At 66.5% G+C, this 16,944-nt stretch carries 10 protein-coding genes; 5 read left to right on the top strand and 5 right to left on the bottom strand.

The genetic code is table 11. The annotated features are described in order from the left end of the window. Positions 1 to 4 precede the first annotated feature (4 nt). Positions 5 to 676 carry a formyltransferase family protein gene (locus tag J2Y49_RS29260; protein WP_310119054.1) on the bottom strand — a complete coding sequence of 224 codons (672 nt, stop codon included), beginning with the start codon at positions 674 to 676 and terminating at the stop codon, positions 5 to 7. A gap of 22 nt (positions 677 to 698) precedes the next feature. Continuing rightward, a complete protein-coding gene (locus J2Y49_RS29255; protein WP_310119052.1) occupies positions 699 to 1,880 on the bottom strand; it encodes a glycosyltransferase family 4 protein in 1,182 nt (393 codons plus the stop codon). A 145-nt stretch (positions 1,881 to 2,025) separates the two neighbouring features. Here J2Y49_RS29255 and J2Y49_RS29250 point away from each other — a divergent pair, with 145 nt between their 5' ends. Further along, positions 2,026 to 3,006 carry a GDP-L-fucose synthase gene (locus J2Y49_RS29250; protein WP_310119050.1) on the top strand — a complete coding sequence of 327 codons (981 nt, stop codon included), beginning with the start codon at positions 2,026 to 2,028 and terminating at the stop codon, positions 3,004 to 3,006. Between the two features lie 6 nt (positions 3,007 to 3,012). Here the strand turns inward: J2Y49_RS29250 and J2Y49_RS29245 are convergent, their stop codons facing one another. Together J2Y49_RS29245 and J2Y49_RS29240 are read right to left on the bottom strand one after the other, a co-directional pair. After that, positions 3,013 to 3,864 carry an FkbM family methyltransferase gene (locus J2Y49_RS29245; protein WP_310119048.1) on the bottom strand — a complete coding sequence of 284 codons (852 nt, stop codon included), beginning with the start codon at positions 3,862 to 3,864 and terminating at the stop codon, positions 3,013 to 3,015. A gap of 101 nt (positions 3,865 to 3,965) precedes the next feature. Next, positions 3,966 to 5,873, bottom strand: coding sequence for a tetratricopeptide repeat protein (locus J2Y49_RS29240; protein ID WP_310119046.1), 1,908 nt, complete (start codon positions 5,871 to 5,873; stop codon positions 3,966 to 3,968). A 431-nt stretch (positions 5,874 to 6,304) separates the two neighbouring features. Between J2Y49_RS29240 and J2Y49_RS29235 the strand changes: the two genes are divergently transcribed. The 4 genes from J2Y49_RS29235 to J2Y49_RS29220 all read left to right on the top strand — a co-directional run bounded on the left by J2Y49_RS29235 (position 6,305) and on the right by J2Y49_RS29220 (position 14,239). Beyond that, entirely contained in the window at positions 6,305 to 8,461 is a 2,157-nt protein-coding gene (locus J2Y49_RS29235; RefSeq protein ID WP_310119045.1) for a peptidase domain-containing ABC transporter, read from the top strand. A 12-nt stretch (positions 8,462 to 8,473) separates the two neighbouring features. Next, entirely contained in the window at positions 8,474 to 9,892 is a 1,419-nt protein-coding gene (locus J2Y49_RS29230) for an HlyD family type I secretion periplasmic adaptor subunit (RefSeq protein WP_310119044.1), read from the top strand. A gap of 2 nt (positions 9,893 to 9,894) precedes the next feature. Then, complete coding sequence (locus tag J2Y49_RS29225; RefSeq protein ID WP_310119043.1) at positions 9,895 to 11,247, top strand: hypothetical protein; 1,353 nt, start codon at positions 9,895 to 9,897, stop codon at positions 11,245 to 11,247. Positions 11,248 to 11,605: 358 nt separating this feature from the next. Continuing rightward, positions 11,606 to 14,239: a glycosyltransferase gene (locus tag J2Y49_RS29220; protein ID WP_310119042.1), complete on the top strand. Its 2,634-nt coding sequence runs from the start codon at positions 11,606 to 11,608 to the stop codon at positions 14,237 to 14,239. A gap of 141 nt (positions 14,240 to 14,380) precedes the next feature. Here the strand turns inward: J2Y49_RS29220 and J2Y49_RS29215 are convergent, their stop codons facing one another. Next, positions 14,381 to 16,750: a glycosyltransferase gene (locus J2Y49_RS29215; protein ID WP_310119041.1), complete on the bottom strand. Its 2,370-nt coding sequence runs from the start codon at positions 16,748 to 16,750 to the stop codon at positions 14,381 to 14,383. Positions 16,751 to 16,944 lie beyond the last annotated feature (194 nt).

Here is a 16,944-nt window from a genome sequence, read left to right as displayed (position 1 = left end):
TCCCCTACTCCTCTTCCAGGACGAATTTGCGGCCGTGCAGGGTCAGGTGGGGGCGGATGCCCTGGTGCCGGACACTGCGCAACGCCCGGACGCGGCGTTCCATTTCCTCGCTTCCGATATCCGGCGGCAGGGCGCGCAGCACATCCAGCGCCTTCGCCGTGCAGCGGCGGCGCTGGTCCCAGGCAAGGTCGGTGCGGGGCAGCGGCGTGCCGATCCGGGCCAGTTGCGGGGCCAGTATCACGAACAGTTGAACCAGCGCCGTATAGGTCCGGTCGATCAGCCAATCCGCATCCGGCCGGTCCGGCAGCGGGAAGGACAGGGTGCCGACGATGGGGCCGGCGTCCACCCGCTCCACCATCTCGTGGGCGGTGACGCCATACTGCGCCGCTCCGTCATACAGCGCGAAGGCGAAGGGATGCCGGCCGGGATAGCCGGGCGGCCCGGGGTGGAAGTTATAGGAGGGTCCGGGAACCTGCCGCAGCAGGTCTGCCGGCACGATGCTGTCGGTGCGGAAGGCGACGATGCGGTCGACTCCTCCGGCCTCCGCCACGGTCCGCTCCAGTTGTGCCGTATCGGCCGCCGTGACCACGACCAGCTCCCGGTCGGCGGCGGCGAGCACCGCGCCGAGATGGCGGGCATCCTCCTGCGGGCAGAGCAGGGCCAGGACGGCGGGCATAAGTCGGAACCCTGTGCGTATCTTACTGGGTCGCCTCGACGAACGCCTCGGCAAAGGCGCGCCAGCTGCGCTCGGTGCGGATGAAGGCCTTGGCGCGGGCCGCGCGCGCCTTGGCGGCGGCACGGTCGGCGTAGAGCCGCTCCAGCGCCTCCACCAACTCGTCGACCGAGGATTCGCCCCAGCCGAAGCGGCTGCCGTCACGGTCGGCGACCGGAACCTGACGGTCAAGGGTCAGGCACAGGTCGTCGCCCAGGGTCGCGCTCTTCAGCAGGTCGCGGTGGCCGGTGTTGTTGGACAGCACCACCGGGACGCCGCAGGCCATCGCCTCCATGGCGACGAGGTTGGTCGCCCCCTCGCAGCGGTTGGGGAAGACGGCGGCATGGCAGTCGGCCAGCACGCCGGCGATCTGGTGGCGGCCGAGGAAGCCCAGATCGACGAAGCCCTCCTCGTCGGCACCGTTCTCCATCGCCCAGGTCTTCACGTCGACCATGTTGTTGGGCAGGATGCGCGGCGGCTTCGGCGCCAGCGGCGACTCCGCCATGGTCATGCCGACCTCCGGCCAGGCGTTCTGCCAAGCGGTGACCAGCAGCGCGTCCGGGTGGCGCTGACGGAAGGCACGGAAGGCGGCCAGAACGATGTCCTGCCCCTTGCGGAACTCCAGCTTGCCGCCGGAGAAGATCACGAAGCGGTCGCCGAACCTGCCGCTCGGCTCGGCCTCCACCATCTCGGTCGGGTCGATGCCCTGGAAGGCGAGGCCGACATTGTCGAAGCCCCAGATCTCCAGAAGCTGCCTGTTGTAGGTGGAATGCACGACGATGCGGTCGTACTGGCGGGCCCGCGCCATCACCTCGGGCGTGAAGCGGGTTTCCTCATAGGCGATGACGCCGATGTTGCGCCGGCCGCGGAAGCGCCCCGACGGGCCGCCGGCGGTGAAGCCGTTGCCCAGCGCGTGCAGGACGTCGAACTCCTTCAGCAGCAGCATGTGGCCCTTGGCGTTGTCGGCCATGGCGGCGACCTGTTGATAGGGGCCTTCCAGCGACTGCAGCCGGGCGCGGTTCTCCGGACGCAGGGTGCCCATCAGCGGCTTTTCCAGCAGCAGCGGCGGCCGGCCCTGGTCGGCGAGGTAAAGGGCGGTGTGGACACCCACCAGCCCCCAGCCGTGGACCTCCGTGAGCTGCCAGGTGAAGGCCAAGTTCGGAATCATGATGGAAACCCCAGTTCTGGGCACAAATCAGGCCGCCCAAGCGGCCGGACGATCCCGCGCCGGACCGGCGCTTGTCAAGTCAGGCGGAGCGGACTGGATTCCACGCCTGCCCGATGCTACGACACCAGCGGCTTTTCATAGCGGCATGGGGCGCAGGGTGCAGACGGAATCGCTTTTCTCCCTGGAGGGCAAACGGGTCTGGGTGGCCGGGCATCGCGGCATGGCGGGCGCGGCCATCGTCCGCCGGCTGGAACGCGAGCCCTGCGACCTGCTCACCGTCGGCCGTGACCGCGTCGATCTGCGCCGCCAGTCGGAGGTCGAGGACTGGATGGCCGAAGCGAAGCCGGATCTGGTCTTCGTCGCCGCCGCCACCGTCGGCGGCATCCTCGCCAACTCCACCCGGCCGGCCGAGTTCCTCTACGACAACCTGGCGATCGAGACCAACATCATCCACGGCGCCTACCGGGTCGGCGTGAAGAAGCTGGTCTTCCTGGGCTCGTCCTGCATCTATCCCCGGCTGGCCGAACAGCCGATGCGCGAGGACTCCCTGCTGACCGGCCCGCTGGAGCCGACCAATGAGTGGTACGCCATCGCCAAGATCGCCGGCATCAAGATGTGCCAGGCCTACCGGCGCCAGTATGGCTGCGACTTCGTCTCGGCGATGCCGACCAATCTCTACGGCCTGAACGACAATTTCGACCTGCAGGGGGGCCATGTCGCCGCAGCATTGCTGGCCAAGATCCACCGCGCCAAGGTGGAGGGGCAGCCCTTCGTCGAGCTGTGGGGGACGGGTGCGCCCAAGCGCGAGTTCCTGTTCGCCGACGATCTGGCCGACGGTCTGGTCTTCCTCGCCCGGCACTATTCGGACGAGCCGCACGTCAATGTCGGCACCGGCAGCGAGGTGTCGATCCGCGAACTGGCCGAGCTGATCCGCGACGTCGTCGGCTATGAGGGCGAGTTCCGCCACGATACCTCCAAGCCGGACGGCAGCCCGCGCAAGCTGATGGACGTCAGCCGGATGACGGAGATGGGCTGGACCGCCCCCACATCCTTGCGCGACGGCTTCGCCGCCACCTACCGCTGGTTCCTGGGGGCTGTCGACCACGGGGGCCTGCGGGGGCTGTGACTGGGGTCAGGGGAGCAGGACCCGCGCCTGCTCCTCCGGCCAGCCGGCGGCCACGTCGTCCGGCGTGCTGAACAGCAGGTTGGGGAAGTGGCCGGCGCGGATCGCGGTGCCGGCCGGGATCAGCTTGGGCAGCGATCCGTCATGGTTCAGCAGGAAGGTGGCATAGCCGAACTCTTCCATCAGGCCGCGCAACCCGGCCTGCGAGCCGCCCATCTGCTCCAGCCCGAATTCGTGCAGTTCGGCGACCACATAGGGCACCCGGCGGTCGCGCAGCAGGGCGCCGGCCCCCTCCAGGATGCGCTGCTCCGCCCCCTCGGTGTCGATCTTGATCAGGCGGGGGACGGGCAGGTCGGCCTCGGCCACCGCCTTGTCCAGCGTCGTCGCCTGCAGGCTGTGGGCGACCGGCGTGGCGCGGGAGCGCTCGTTGGCCGGAAAATGTCCGGGGTCCCACAGGGCGTTGCCGCCGCTGTCGTCGCTGTTGATGAAGAAGCTGACCGGCCCCTCGGCATCGCTGACCGGGCGGTCCAGCACCGTCACATGGCCGAAGCCGTTGAGGGCGATGTTGTTCCTCAACCGCTCCAGGTTCCCTGCCCCCGGCTCCACCGACAGCACCCGCCCGCCCGGTCCGGTCAGGGCACCCAGCAGGATGGTGAAGAAGCCGGCATTGGCGCCGATGTCGACCGCGCAGTCGCCCTCGCGCACCAGCCGGGTCAGCGCCAGCGACACGTCCGGCTCGTAGAAGCGCCCGCCCCGGATCCAGCCGGCGACCGTCCGCTCGTTGCTGTGGCTGTCGTCCAGGTCGAGGAGAATGCGGGGCCTGCGGTCGGGCAGATCCAGGACGATGTCGATAACCGGCATGAAGGGCGCTCCCGTAAAAGGCGGGCGTTTGGTGCGGCATCCTTCATATCGGTTGCAGACGGTGCCGGCAATGCGTCCTGGATGCCTCCCCCTCCTGCCGGTCAGCCCTGCGGGTTGCCGGGTTGGTTGCCGGCCGTCCAGTTGCGCCACATGGCACGGTAGGCCGCCTCGACCCCGCGGGCGAACCCCTTGTAGTCGGTCAGCGGAGCGGCGTTCAGCCGGTCGCGCATGGTCCGGCGCAGTTCCGTCAGGCGGGCCGCGTCGCCGGCAAGAGCCACCGCGGTGGCGATGTAGCTTGCCTCGTCGAATGCCACCAGCTCGGTCAGCCCGCAATGGGTCAGCAGGCTGGCGCCGACGCGGGCGACATGGTTGGCGCCGGCCACCGTCACCACCGGCACGCCCATCCACAGCGCCTCGCAGGTGGTGGTGGTGCCGTTGTAAGGGAAGGGGTCGAGGCCGATGTCGATGCGGTCGTAGGCGCGCAGATGCCCGTTGGCCGCATCGATGCGGGCCAGCAGTTCGATCCGGCCGGCGTCGATCCCGCACTGGACGAAGGTGTTCAGATAGCGCCGGCGCGTCTCCTCGTCGCCCATCTGGGCGCTCTTGACGATCAGGCGCGAGTTCGGAACCCGCTTCAGGATTTCCGACCAGACCCGCACCACCTCTCCCGTCACCTTGGAGGTGTTGTTGAAGGAACCGAAGGTGACATGGCCGTTGGCGAGCAGCGGCGGCTCGGCGGGCGGAGCGACGTCCACCGGCGGGCGGTAGCTGTGGAAGCCGTGCGGCAGGCGCACGATGCCCTCGGCGCTCAGCCGGTCGGCCTCCCCCGGCGGCTCGGCGATGGCGTCGCTGAAGCGCCAGTCGATCATGCGCATGCCGGTGGTGTCGGGGTATCCCAGCCAGCTGACCTGGACCGGTGCCGGTTTGCGGGCGAACAGGGTGAGACGGTTGTTGGCGGTGTGGCCGGTCAGGTCGACCAGGATGTCGATGCCGTCCTGCTCGATCAGCGCCGCGGCGCGCGCGTCGTCCACCCCGACCAGCGATCGCCAGCCGTCGGCCATCCCCTTCAACCGGTCGGTGACGACGTCCGAACGCGCGGCGGCATGATAGCAGAACACCTCGAAATGCCTGCGGTCATGCTCGCGGATCAGCGGCTCGGCGAAGAAGGCGACGGAATGGGCGCAGAAATCCGGCGAGACATAGCCGACGCGCAGGCGGCGTTCGGGATCGCGCGGGTTGGCGTGGCGCTTGCCGGCGGGCAGCAGCGGGTCGGCATGGCGCTGCGCCCACACCGCATGGGCCTTGAAGATGGTCTCGGGCGGGACGGCCGGGGTGTAGTGCAGGGCCAGCAGCAGGTTGGAATGCATCAGGGCATGGTTGGGGTGCGTCTCCAGCCCCTTCTGGAAGACGGTGATCGCCTCCTCGATGCGGCCCATCTCCTTCAGCGTTTCGCCCAGGTTGTTCCAGGCTTCGGCCGAGGCCGGATTGGCCTTCAGAGCGGCGACGAAGCACTCCACCGCGCGGGCGAGTTCCACCGCCCCCTTGTGCAGATCGCCCAGGTTGCACAACGCCTCCGCCATGTCCGGCTTCAGGCGCAGCGCCTCGCCGTAGGCGGCGCGTGCACCCTCGCGGTCGCCGCGGTTTCGCAGGATGTTGGCCAGGTTGAAATGGGCTTCGGCATAGTCGGGCTTCAGCCGGATGGCGGTGCGCAACGCTTCCTCCGCCTCCGCGATCCGGCCCATGTCGAGCAGCAGGCAGCCGTGGTTGCTGTGGACGAAGGGATCGCCGGCGTTGCGGGCGAGCGCCCGGCGATAGCAGCCCAGAGCCTCCTCCCAGTCGCTGCGGGCGCGCAGGATGATGGCGAGGTTGTTGTTGGCGTTGGGATGGCCCGGATCTATGGCCAGCACGCTACGGTATCCGGCCTCCGCCTCGGCCGTCCGGCCTTCCCGATGCAGGGTCAGGGCCCGGCCGAAGCCGGCATCCGCCGCCGGGGACGTGGCAGCCGGCACCGCGCTCCGCGGGACGGGCGGGATGGTCGGGCGTTTTGCCTGGGTCTGCTTGCGTGAAGGCTTTTTCATCGGGCTGCCCGCTTGGATTTCAAGTCTTCGTCGGCAGAAGAGCCGTCCTGCCGGTCGATAGCAACGACCGTGCAGGGTCCGCAAGCGGCATCTCGTCTCCGGCCAATGTGCCACAACAGACACAAGGGGTGGGGACATATGATGGATGGAGGTGCCATCAGGGACAGATGGCTTGCCGCTGTTGGGGCAGTTCTGCTATTCCAGCGGAATCGCGTAGCCGTGCATCATCCGCAAGTAGCGGACACGTCCGCGCTTCGTCGCGCCCCAGGCCCAAGGAGCGTATGGTCAATCGAAACCGGGTGACCAAACGGTATGAAGACCCTGCCTTCGCGACGCATTCCACATTTCTCACGGCGGTTCCCATGACCCTTGCTGCGGAAGTCCCCTGCGCCCACACAGGGCTGCATTCCCTGGCTGCCGTCGCGCGCCAGCGTGGCCTCGACATCTCGGCCGAGCGGCTTCAGCACAGCAACGTCATCGGGAACGAGGAGCTGGACACCGCCCGCCTCCTGCGCGTCGCCAAGTCGATCGGCCTGAAGGCGGAGGCGACGACGCTGGACTGGGAGGATCTGGGCAAGCTCCATGATGCCTTTCCCGCCATCCTGCGCCTGCGCAACGGCAACTCGATGGTGGTGCTCGGCTTCGGCAAGCAGGGCGACACCGACGTCGCCATCCTGCAGGACCCATTGGCAGGCCAAGAGCTCATCCTGCCGGTCGACCGTATCCGCCTGAGCCAGGCCTGGGCCGGCGAGGTGGTGCTGCTGAAGCGCGACTACGGCCTGACCGATGCCGAGCAGCCCTTCGGCCTGAAGTGGTTCCTGGTGGAGATCCTGCGCCACAAGCGCATCTTCCGCGACATCGGCATCGCCGCGATCCTGATGAGCCTGTTCGCGCTCGCCGTACCGATCTTCTTCCAGCTGGTCATCGACCGCGTGCTGGTCCACCGCAGCCTGGGCACGCTCAGCGTCCTCATGATCGGCATGGTCGGCGTCATCCTGTTCGAAACCGCCTTCTCCTACCTGCGCCAGTACCTGATGCTCTACGCGACGAAGAAGATCGACGCGAAGATGAACGTCCAGGTCTTCAACAAGCTCGTCGGCCTGCCGATGCATTATTTCGAGCGGGTGTCGTCGGGCGAGATCGTCAAGAACGTCCAGCAGGCCGAGCGCATCCGCAACTTCCTCACCGGCCAGCTCTTCATGACGCTGCTGGACACGGTCTCGCTGGTGATCTTCCTGCCGATCATGTTCATGTACAGCGTGCCGATGACCTTCCTGGTCCTGGTATTCTCCGTGCTGATGGCGATCAACATCGGCATCATGATCCCGCTGATCAAAGGCCGGCTGAGGGAGCTCTACCAGGCGGAAATCCGCCAGCAATCCTTTCTGATCGAAAACATCCACGGCATGCGCACGGTGAAGTCCCTGGCGCTCGACTCCCGCCAGAAGCAGGAATGGGACCATCGCGTCGCCCGTGCCGCTGAGCAACGCTTCGACGTCGGCCGCATCATGATCATCGGCCAGACGGTGGCCATGCCGCTGAACCAGCTGATGATGGCCTGCCTGCTTGGCCTCGGCACCTATCTGGCGCTGAACGGCGAACTGATGATGGGGGCCCTGATCGCCTTCTACATCCTGGCCGGCCGCGTCACCCAGCCGCTGCTGCAGATGGCGCAGCTGGTGCAGCAGTTCCAGGAGGTGTCGATCTCGGTCCAGATGCTGGGCACGATCATGAACCACCCGCCGGAGGAAGGCCGGACCGGCCGCGGCCTGCGCACGCCGCTGCGCGGCACGGTGGAGTTCCAGGACGTACGCTTCCGCTACTCCCCCTCCTCCCCGCCGGCGCTCGACGGCGTGTCCTTCGCCGCGGCCGAAGGCACCATTCTCGGCGTGATGGGGCGCAGCGGCTCGGGCAAGACCACGGTGACCCGGCTGCTGCAGGGGCTGCACCGGGCGCAGGAAGGCCTGATCCGCATCGACGGCCGGGACTTGCGCGAATACGACCTCGACCATCTGCGCGCCTCGATCGGTGTGGTCCTGCAGGACAATTTCCTGTTCACCGGCACCATTCGCGAGAACGTCTCCGCCGCCAAGCCGGGGGCCACGACGGAAGAGATCCTCAAGGTCATCCATCTGGCCGGCGCCGACGAGTTCGTGGAGCGGCTTCCCAAGGGCCTGGACACGATGCTGGAGGAAGGCTCGTCCAACCTGTCCGGCGGTCAGCGCCAGCGGCTGGCCATTGCCCGCGCCCTCCTGACCAACCCGAAGATCCTGATCATGGACGAGGCGACCTCGGCGCTCGACGCCGAAAGCGAGGCCATCGTCCAGGCCAACCTGATGAACATCGCCCGTGGCCGTACCATGATCATCATCTCGCACCGCCTGTCGTCGCTGGTTCCGTCCGACACCATCCTGGTAATGGACCGCGGCAAGGTGGTCGATAGCGGCCGGCATGACGAACTGCTGGAACGCTGTGACATCTATCAGCATCTCTGGCACCAGCAGAACCGGCACATCTAGGAGCGCGTCCCCTTGACCGCACACAAGCTCGCGAAAATTGAGACGGCACGCGTTCCCGCCAACGATGCGGCGCCGGAGGGGCCGGTCCTGCCGCTCGACAAGCGGGCCAAGGCACGCGGAAAGGCGGCGATCGGTGCCTTCCAAAAGGACACGGAGGCGATTCAGAACGCCCCCGATCCGTTTCTGGCACGCATCACGCTGCATCTGCTCGCGCTGTTCGTCATCGGTCTGATCACCTGGGCGACGCTGTCCTATCTGGACAAGATCGTCGCCTCGCAGGGCAAGATCATCTCGACCGAACCCAACGTGATGGTCCAGCCGATGGAGATGGCGGCGATCAAGCAGATTCTGGTCCGTTCCGGCGACGTCGTGCGCAAGGGCGACGTGCTGGCGACGCTGGACCCGACCTTCACCCAGGCCGACGTCCTGCAACTGGAATCCCGCCTCGCCAATGCCGATGCCCTGATCGCCCGGCTCGAGGCCGAGCATGACGGCAAGCCCTTCGTGGGCGGTAATGACCGCTACGGCTACGGTACGCTGCAGCAGTCGCTGTGGCGCGAGCGCCAAGCCCAGTACCAGTCGCAGATGCAAAATTACGAGGAGAAGCTGGCACGGCTGCGGTCCAATGTCTCCAAGTACGAGATGGATCGCGTCCACCTGAACGAGCGGCTGAAGGTGGTGCGCGAGATCGAGAACATGCGTTCCTCCTTGCTGGCCACCCAGGTCGGCAGCAAGCTGAACTTGCTGCAAGCCACCAGCGACCGCATCGACATCGAACGCAACCTGGTCCTGAACCAGAACGAGCTGCAGGGCAACCGCCACGACCTGCAGGCCCTGCTGGCCGAGCGCGATGTCTTCATCCAGCAGTGGAACGGCAAGATCATCGAGGAGCTCACCTCGCAGCGCAACGAGCGCGAGGCGCTGCGCGAACAGCTGACCAAGGCGCGCAAGCGCCAGTCGCTGGTCCAGCTCGACTCCCCTGTCGACGCCATCGTGCTGGAGGTTTCGCCCAAAGCCGCGCCTGGGTCCATCGCCAAGGAGGCCGAGGCGCTCTTTACGCTGGTGCCGATCGGGGCACCCTTGGAGGTCGAAGCCAACATTGACGCCCGTGACCTCGCCTTCGTCCAGGTCGGCGACAAGGTGCGCGTCAAGCTCGACGCCTATCCCTATATGCAGCACGGCTCGCTCGACGGCGAGGTGACGACGATCAGCGAAGACTCCTTCTCCAACAAGGACGGTGCGAACGGGCTGCTTTTCTACCGTACGCGCATCAAGCTGCTGACCACGACGCTCGAAAACGTGCCGTCCAACTTCCGCCTGATCCCCGGTATGCCGCTGGTCGCCGACATCAAGGTCGGCGAGCGCCGCATCATCACCTACTTCCTCCGCCCAATCCTGCGCGGAGTCGACGAAAGCCTGCGGGAGCCCTGATCTTGTTCGGCAAGCTGCTGAAGCGAAGCAAATCCACCGGTTCCCGCAAGCCTGATTTCCAGCGCGGCCTCGCCGCTTTCGAGGCGAACGACTATGCAGCCGCCGTCACCGACTGGCTGCCGCTGGCAGAGCGCGGCCATGCCGAGGCGCAGTTCCGCATGGGCCAGCTCTATGCCCGCGGCCAGGGGGTGGTGCGCGATTTCGGCGACGCCGCCCACTGGTTCCGCAAGGCGGCGGAGCAGGGGCATACCGAAGCACAGTTCTCGCTCGGTCTGTGCTATGCCAACGGCGAGGGAGCGGCACAGGACAACGCCTTGCCGGTCCGCTGGTACAAGACCGTCTCGAAGGCCAGCCCGCCCACGGCCGACGCGAACTTGGCGCTGCTCTATCCAAACGGGCTGGGCATCGGGCCGGATGTCGCCCAGGCCCTGCACTGGTACCGTCAGGCGGCCGAAGGAGGCCATGCCGAGGCCCAACATCATCTCGGCCTGTTCCACGCCTTCGGCCAGGGTGTCGCCCAGGATTACGCCACCGCCGCGGACTGGTACCGCAAGTCGGCCGAGCAGGACTATGCCGTCGCCCAGCATGCGCTTGCCTCCCTCTACGCCAATGGCCAAGGGGTGGAGCGCGACATGGAGCAGGCGATCGCCTGGTACAAGCGCGCGGCCGAGCAGGGCTTCGTCAATTCGCAGCTGGCGCTCGCCATCATCTATGAGCATGGCAGCGGGGTGGAGGCCGACCCGGCCAAGGCGGCGGAACTGTACCGTCAGGCGGCCGAGCAGGGGCATCCGGTGGCCCAGGTCAATCTGGGCCTGCTCTATGCCCGCGGCCATGGCGTGCCCAAGGATTATGCCGAAACCCTCAAATGGTGCCGCCGGTCGGCCGAGCAGGGCAACGTCAACGCCCAGTTCAACCTTGGCCTGATCCATTCCAATGGGCTGGCGGGGGCCCCCGACTATACCGAGGCTGCGGTGTGGTACCGCAAGGCCGCCGCACAGGGCAATGTCGGAGCCCAGGTCAATCTGGGCCTGATGCTGGCCCATGGCTGGGCCGGCCGGCCCGATCTGGTCGAGGGCGTGGATTGGCTGCGCAAGGCCGCGGCACAGGGCCACACCGGCGCCATGACCAATCTCGGCGCTCTCTACGCCAATCGCGACAGCAAGGCCTACAACCCGATCCAGGCTTATGTCTGGTATATCATGGCTGCTGCGGCCACCCAGCCCGGTCCCGACCGAGACGGGCTGGAAAGCAAAGCCCATGAACTCGGAGCCGGCCTCAGCGGCGAGGACAGGCACAAGGCCCAGGTCATCATGGAAGAGTGGAAGAAGAACCCAAAACTGGTGGCGATGGGCTGAGACCGCCGCCGGCCGTTTGCGGGCAACAGCCCGCAACGTCACTCCTATGACTTGTCGGCGGCATCGGTCTTCTCCCGGCCGCCGCCGGCCTCAGCCGGTTGCGCCCTTCCCTCGGGGTATGATTTGCCGGACATAACTTGTCTCAGCGGACATCGCGAAATCGGTTGCCCGAAAGTGGTGGCAGCCGGTAAAACCCCCGAAAGCCTGCATGTAAAGAGCGCGTACCCAGCCGCCGTTCTTTTTCATTCGGCAGGCGGAAGGTTTGCCGGATTTTTGTCTGCATCATGTGACTGCTTTCCGGAAGCCGTTGAATGCAGTGCCGTGCGCGGCATGTTCGCGTCACAGAAGGGGTGTGGGCATGGATGGCAGGTCGGAAAGCCAAGTCGACACGCTGGACAAGAACCATGCGCAAGACACGAGCCGCCGCACGACGCTGGACGATGCCGTCAACGGATACCGCCTGTTCCTCGGGCGCTATCCAGCCAACAGCCAGGAACTGCTTGCCGCCGCCGACTGCCGTCCGGGCGAATTCATCAGCTATTTCCTTTTGCGCGGCGAATTCATTTCGAACGTCGTCAACCGGCTGGCCGACGGCAGCAGCCTGCCGCACGCGGAACTCGCACCGCAGATGGACGAAGGGCTGGCTCGATGGGCGTCGGGCACCGTCCCGCTGACCGGCGCTTCCCGGAATGCCCTGTCCGCCAGCCGGTCATGGCGCTTCTGGATCCTCACCATGCTGCGCGACCCCGATTTCACGGGATTCCTGCCGCCGCAGGTCCTGGAATGGTGGCGGAGCGCCCGGATCGCCGAGAGGATCGCCACGGTCGAACTCGTCGCCACCCGGCAGCTGATCGGTGAGATCGCCGATGGCGGCAGCGGACAGATCTCCGGCTGGTGCGCCAATCCGCAGGACTTCAACGAGCGGATCGTGTTGGAGCTGTTCCTGGGCAGCCGTTTCATCGGCGTGGCCCACTGCATGCACTTCGTGCCCGGCCTCGCCGAACGCATCGGCGGCCGAGGCGAGCATGGGTTCAGCTTCCGGATTCCGGCTCTTCACGACGACCTGACGTCGCGGGGCACGTATCTGAGCGTCCGCGACGCCCATTCGAAGAAGCCCTTCGGCTCGGACATCTACATCAAGACCAATCTGCAGGAGAGCATCGGCGACATCAGCCAGATCCTGGCCATGCTGAAGGGGATCAAGCAGGCGATCGGCAACATCGAGCAGCATCTGCCCCATGCCGTCAGCCGCATCGCTCCCACGCTCGACGCCTATGCCGCGTTGCGGGCGGAGGGATTGTTGGAGAGCAACAGGCGCGGCCCCGACACAGGTGCGGAGCGGCTGCAGGCAAGTGCCGCCGCCAGCGTCGTGAATGTCGTCGTCATGGTGCCGGCCGACGATTGCGCACCACTACGGCAACTGATTGCATCCTTGGGCCGCCAGTCCCATCCGGCCTGGACTCTCACTGTCCTGACCCCGGACGAGCCGCCCCCCAACAGCGAACTGGCCGCGCTGCTCGCCCCGCTCCGTGACGGCGGGCAGGCGGTCCGGGCTTCGGCCGGGGAGCTTCCGCGTCTGATCACTACCCATCCGCGCCTGCGGGATGCCGGCGGCCATCTGGTCGTCGAAGGCGGAGGCGCATTGCGGGAGGACGCCTTGGCGGTCTTCCTGGCCGCTCTGGCGTCGGCCCATGTGGCATACAGCGACCATGACGTGGAGATCGACCGCCAGAACGGGCGCGACGGCGAGGTCATTCCAGTTTTCAAACCGGACTTCGACCCCGTCACGCTGCTGGCCTACGACTGCCTCGGTCCCATGGTGGCATTGTCATCAGAGGCCATGCTGAAGGTCTTCGCCCTTGAAAACGGCACGCCGCCCGGCGACCTGCATGATCTGTCCCTACGCTTGGCCGATTGCATCGCCCATGCGGACATTCGCCACATCTCTTCGATCCTGTATACGGTCCGCAAGACTCTAGGGTTCCATGCCGGGTTCGCTGTGCCCCGGCTGCTGTCCGGCAATGTCGGGGCGGTGCGGAGCTGGGTCCAGCGCAACGGCTTGGAAGCGGTGGTGCGCCCCCTCCAGATCCTCAGCGGCACAACCGATCCGGACTCCCGCACCCTGGTCGAGCCCTGTGCTATCGACGTGCGTCCGTCCGCCCTGCCATCGGTCAGCGTGATCGTTCCGACGCGCAATTCTCCGGTCCTGTTGCGGAACTGCCTCGACTCCCTGCTGCGTGTCCGGCAGGACTACCGGGCGCCGATGCAGATCATCGTCATCGACCATCAGAACGAGGATCCCGACAGTGTCGGCCTGCTAGAGGCGATGCGGACCCAGCGCGGTATCGAGGTGATGCCCTATCAGGGCGCCTTCAACTGGGCGGTGATGAACAACCTCGCCGCTTCGATGGCGCAGGGCGAGGTCCTGGCCTTCCTCAACGACGACACCGTCGCCGCCAGCAACGACTGGCTGCGCCGGGCGGTGGCCACGCTGGCACTGCCGGAGGTCGGCGTGGTCGGCGCCCGCCTGCTGTACCGCGACGGCAGCGTCCAGCATGGCGGCGTCGTCACCAGCCGGGAGCAGGGGGCCGTCCACGAAGCCCTGGGCGCCCGCAGCGACGACGGCGGCTATCTCGGTCGCAACCTGATCATGCGCTCCGCCGCGGCGGTGACCGGCGCCTGCCTGGTCACGCGGCGCTCGACCTTCGAGGCGGTCCAGGGCTTCGACCCCTCCCGTCCGGTCAACTGGAACGACATCGTCTATTGCCTGGCGGTCAGGAAGACCGGTTTGCGGGTCGTCTACGATCCCGAGGTGTGCCTGTACCATTACGAGTCAAAGACCCGCGGCTACCTCTATGGCCAGTCGTCGCGCGACGTCCACCAGAACGACCTGCGCCGGATGCGGGAGGAGTGGGGGGACATGCTGGACGACCCCTACCACAACCGGAACTTCGCCCGCATGGCGGCGCCTTTCTCACGTCTCGCCTATTAAGGATGCGATCGCTTCAAGCAATTCCGCTTCATCCGGTCGCACTCTAATACTAGCGGCTTTTGATCCTGACTTGTCAGGATCAAAAGCTTCGGCGGCATGGGCCGCCGCCGCGCCAGTCGGCGCGGATACCAGCGGTCATCTTCAATGACCGCTGGTATAACGCCGGGCTGGCTCTCCGGCAGCCGGACGCGCCATGCGCTGCGACCGTTCCCGGTAGATGACTTCCAGCCGCTCGGCATAGAGCGCCTGGAGCCTCGGCCGCGAGAACGCGCGGCGGACGAAGGCCGCTCCGGCGCTTGCCCGGCGCCCGGCCTCGTCCCGGTCGTTCCACACCCGCCGCATTGCCGCGGCCGCCGCATCGATGTCGGGCTCGAACCATCGGGCGCCGGGAGTGACGTCGATATACTCGTCGACCTCCAGGTAGCGCTCCCGCCCATCGACCAGGAAGGCAGTCTCGTCGGTCATGTAGTCGAGGTTGGCCGAGTAGCGCGAGGCGATCACCGGCTTGCCCAGCATCATCGCCTCCGCCATCGTGTAACCAAAGCCCTCAGCGCGATGCAGCGACACGTAACAGTCGCACTGCCGCATCGCCGCCAGGGAGTCGGTGTAGGACAGATCCCGGTCATGCACGACGATGCGCCGGTCTGAGCGGATGAGATGGTCGAGATCGAGCTTGTGAGCGAGGTCGGCGACCGTCCGGCTGGTCTGGCGGTAGCGGATGCCCAGGAGAAGCCGCACCGGCTCTCCATTCGGAAATGCGCGCTGGAAAGCGCGGGCCACGGCCAGCGGGTTCTTGCGCGTGTACCAGCTGCGGGCGTCGAAGCAGAAATAGAAGGTGAAAGGCTGCCCGGCCGGTTTTTCGGCCGGCTTGGTGCCGCACAGCACCCGTTCGTCCACGCAGTTCGGCACGACATGGATCGGCCCGTCGAACTGCGCGGCCAGGGCCTCTGCGCAGAAGCTGGACAGGGTCCACACCTCGTCCATCATATCCAGCGTCAGCCCGGCCGATCTTGGCAGCGTGCTGGTTTCCCACAGGAAGAAACCGATGTTGTAGGCGCCGGCGAACCGCTCCAGCCCGTAATTCACCATGTCCCCGGGAGTTCCGAGAATCCCGAAATGAATCAGGTTGACCGGGTACAGCTCCTCGCCGGCATGCCGGCTCGGGACCGCCATCAGCGGCATGGCCACGCCGAAGCCGGCGTCCTGCAGGATGTCGCGCGAAAACAGGGCGTTGCGGCTGATGCCGGTGCCGCCGTCGAAATAGCCGAACAGATTGACGCCCTTGCCGTGCTCGGCCCGCGGCGACCGCCGCATCGCCGGCGCGCACTGCCTCCGGCGCAGTTCGTCCAGGGTGACGGTCTCCGGCGCCGGCACGCCCAGGCAGGCGTAGAAGTAAGCCAGCCCGCTCAGCACCTTGTCCCCATGCCGGATCCGGGTGCCCAGAAGGTCGCGCACCGCCGGCGTCAGGAAAAGATCGTCCAGGTTCCAGCGGATCAGCCACAGCGAAATGAGCAGAATGACTGGAAACAGCGCCTTTTCGTTGCTCGGGTTGAGCGTGGCGCAGAGGGCGGTGTCCCGGGAATGCATTCCGGCGTAAAGACGGGAAAGCAGCTTGTGCTCTCCGGCGTCGTCGGGCGCGTTCAGGAAATCCACATGCTCGGGAGCGAAAGCGCCTTTCGGCAGGCGCGCCTTGCCGAACATCCAATGGACCATGTCGCACAGCGTGTCCGCGTCGACCGGTCCAGTCTCCCCGTATCCGGTTTCACCATGTCCGGTTTCGGCCCGGTAGGCGGTGAACAGATGCGAGCGGAACGCTCCCGTCCTGTCCTTCCATCCCGACGCCAGATAGGCCTGGACGTCCGCCGGCAGCGGGCACCAGGCATGGTCGGCCAGATTGAAATGTTCGGCGTGGAGAACCAGAAAGCGGGTCAGGTCGGCTGCGCTGCGCAGATGGAAGTTCCGCGCCTCCTCCAGCCGATAGAGCTGGTGCGCCAGGAAGGCGCCGACCGTGACCTCGGCGTCTTCGAACCCCGCGGCCGGCCGGACCAGCCGCGGATCCTCCATGCGGTCCCGCCCGCGGCGGGTCTGGCTCATCGTTTCGGAGAGCGCGTTCAGGCACAGCGTCCGCCGTTCGGGTGTCATCCCGGACAGCGCGGTATCGATCAGCGCACGATGGAGGTTGGTGACGATGGGCGAATTCGGGATCGACATTCCCGTCCCGTGGATGCGGACGTCCACGATGCAGTTTTCCGCCGACAGCAGACCGACAGGCAGGGGAATGTTGAAGACCAGGAAGCCGTTCCGCCCAGGCAACTGGCTCAAGGCTTCATGGTGTTCGTTGCAGGCATGGGTGCCCAGGAAGCGTCCGTCGACATAGAGGTCGACCAGGCACTCCTCCGCGGGGTGGGTCTGGTTGTGGAGCCAGCCATAGACCTTGCCGGTGGTGATGAATTCCAGCCGGCCCTGGTAGGTGGCGGTATCGGTGGCGACATCGGCCGGAGACCCGCTCATGCGGTCCACCGCGCATGGCACGGGGACCAACCGGCGTCACCCGGGGCGATGGAGGCGGGGCATTCTTCCCGCCGCCATTTTGGGTCGGAGTGAAGAAGAGGTTTGATTGTGAATAATCGGTATTGCAAATCAGAACTGCGTCGCAAGATTGAACGTGCACGGGTCTGGGCCGTCTCTTGCGCACAATAGCGTGA

It is taken from the genome of Azospirillum sp. BE72 (genome assembly GCF_031455875.1).
Lineage (GTDB): Bacteria > Pseudomonadota > Alphaproteobacteria > Azospirillales > Azospirillaceae > Azospirillum.
Note: the sequence above shows the minus strand (reverse complement) of the source record. Positions and strands in the feature narration are given on the sequence as shown.

What these genes read in the sequence shown, in the direction of transcription:
- J2Y49_RS29235 (WP_310119045.1), top strand. Translation starts at nt 6,305, where the DNA reads ATGACCCTTGCTGCGGAAGTCCCCTGCGCCCACACAGGGCTGCATTCC.
- J2Y49_RS29260 (WP_310119054.1), bottom strand. Translation starts at nt 676, where the DNA reads ATGCCCGCCGTCCTGGCCCTGCTCTGCCCGCAGGAGGATGCCCGCCAT.
- J2Y49_RS29245 (WP_310119048.1), bottom strand. Translation starts at nt 3,864, where the DNA reads ATGCCGGTTATCGACATCGTCCTGGATCTGCCCGACCGCAGGCCCCGC.
- J2Y49_RS29215 (WP_310119041.1), bottom strand. Translation starts at nt 16,750, where the DNA reads ATGAGCGGGTCTCCGGCCGATGTCGCCACCGATACCGCCACCTACCAG.
- J2Y49_RS29255 (WP_310119052.1), bottom strand. Translation starts at nt 1,880, where the DNA reads ATGATTCCGAACTTGGCCTTCACCTGGCAGCTCACGGAGGTCCACGGC.
- J2Y49_RS29220 (WP_310119042.1), top strand. Translation starts at nt 11,606, where the DNA reads ATGGATGGCAGGTCGGAAAGCCAAGTCGACACGCTGGACAAGAACCAT.
- J2Y49_RS29250 (WP_310119050.1), top strand. Translation starts at nt 2,026, where the DNA reads ATGGGGCGCAGGGTGCAGACGGAATCGCTTTTCTCCCTGGAGGGCAAA.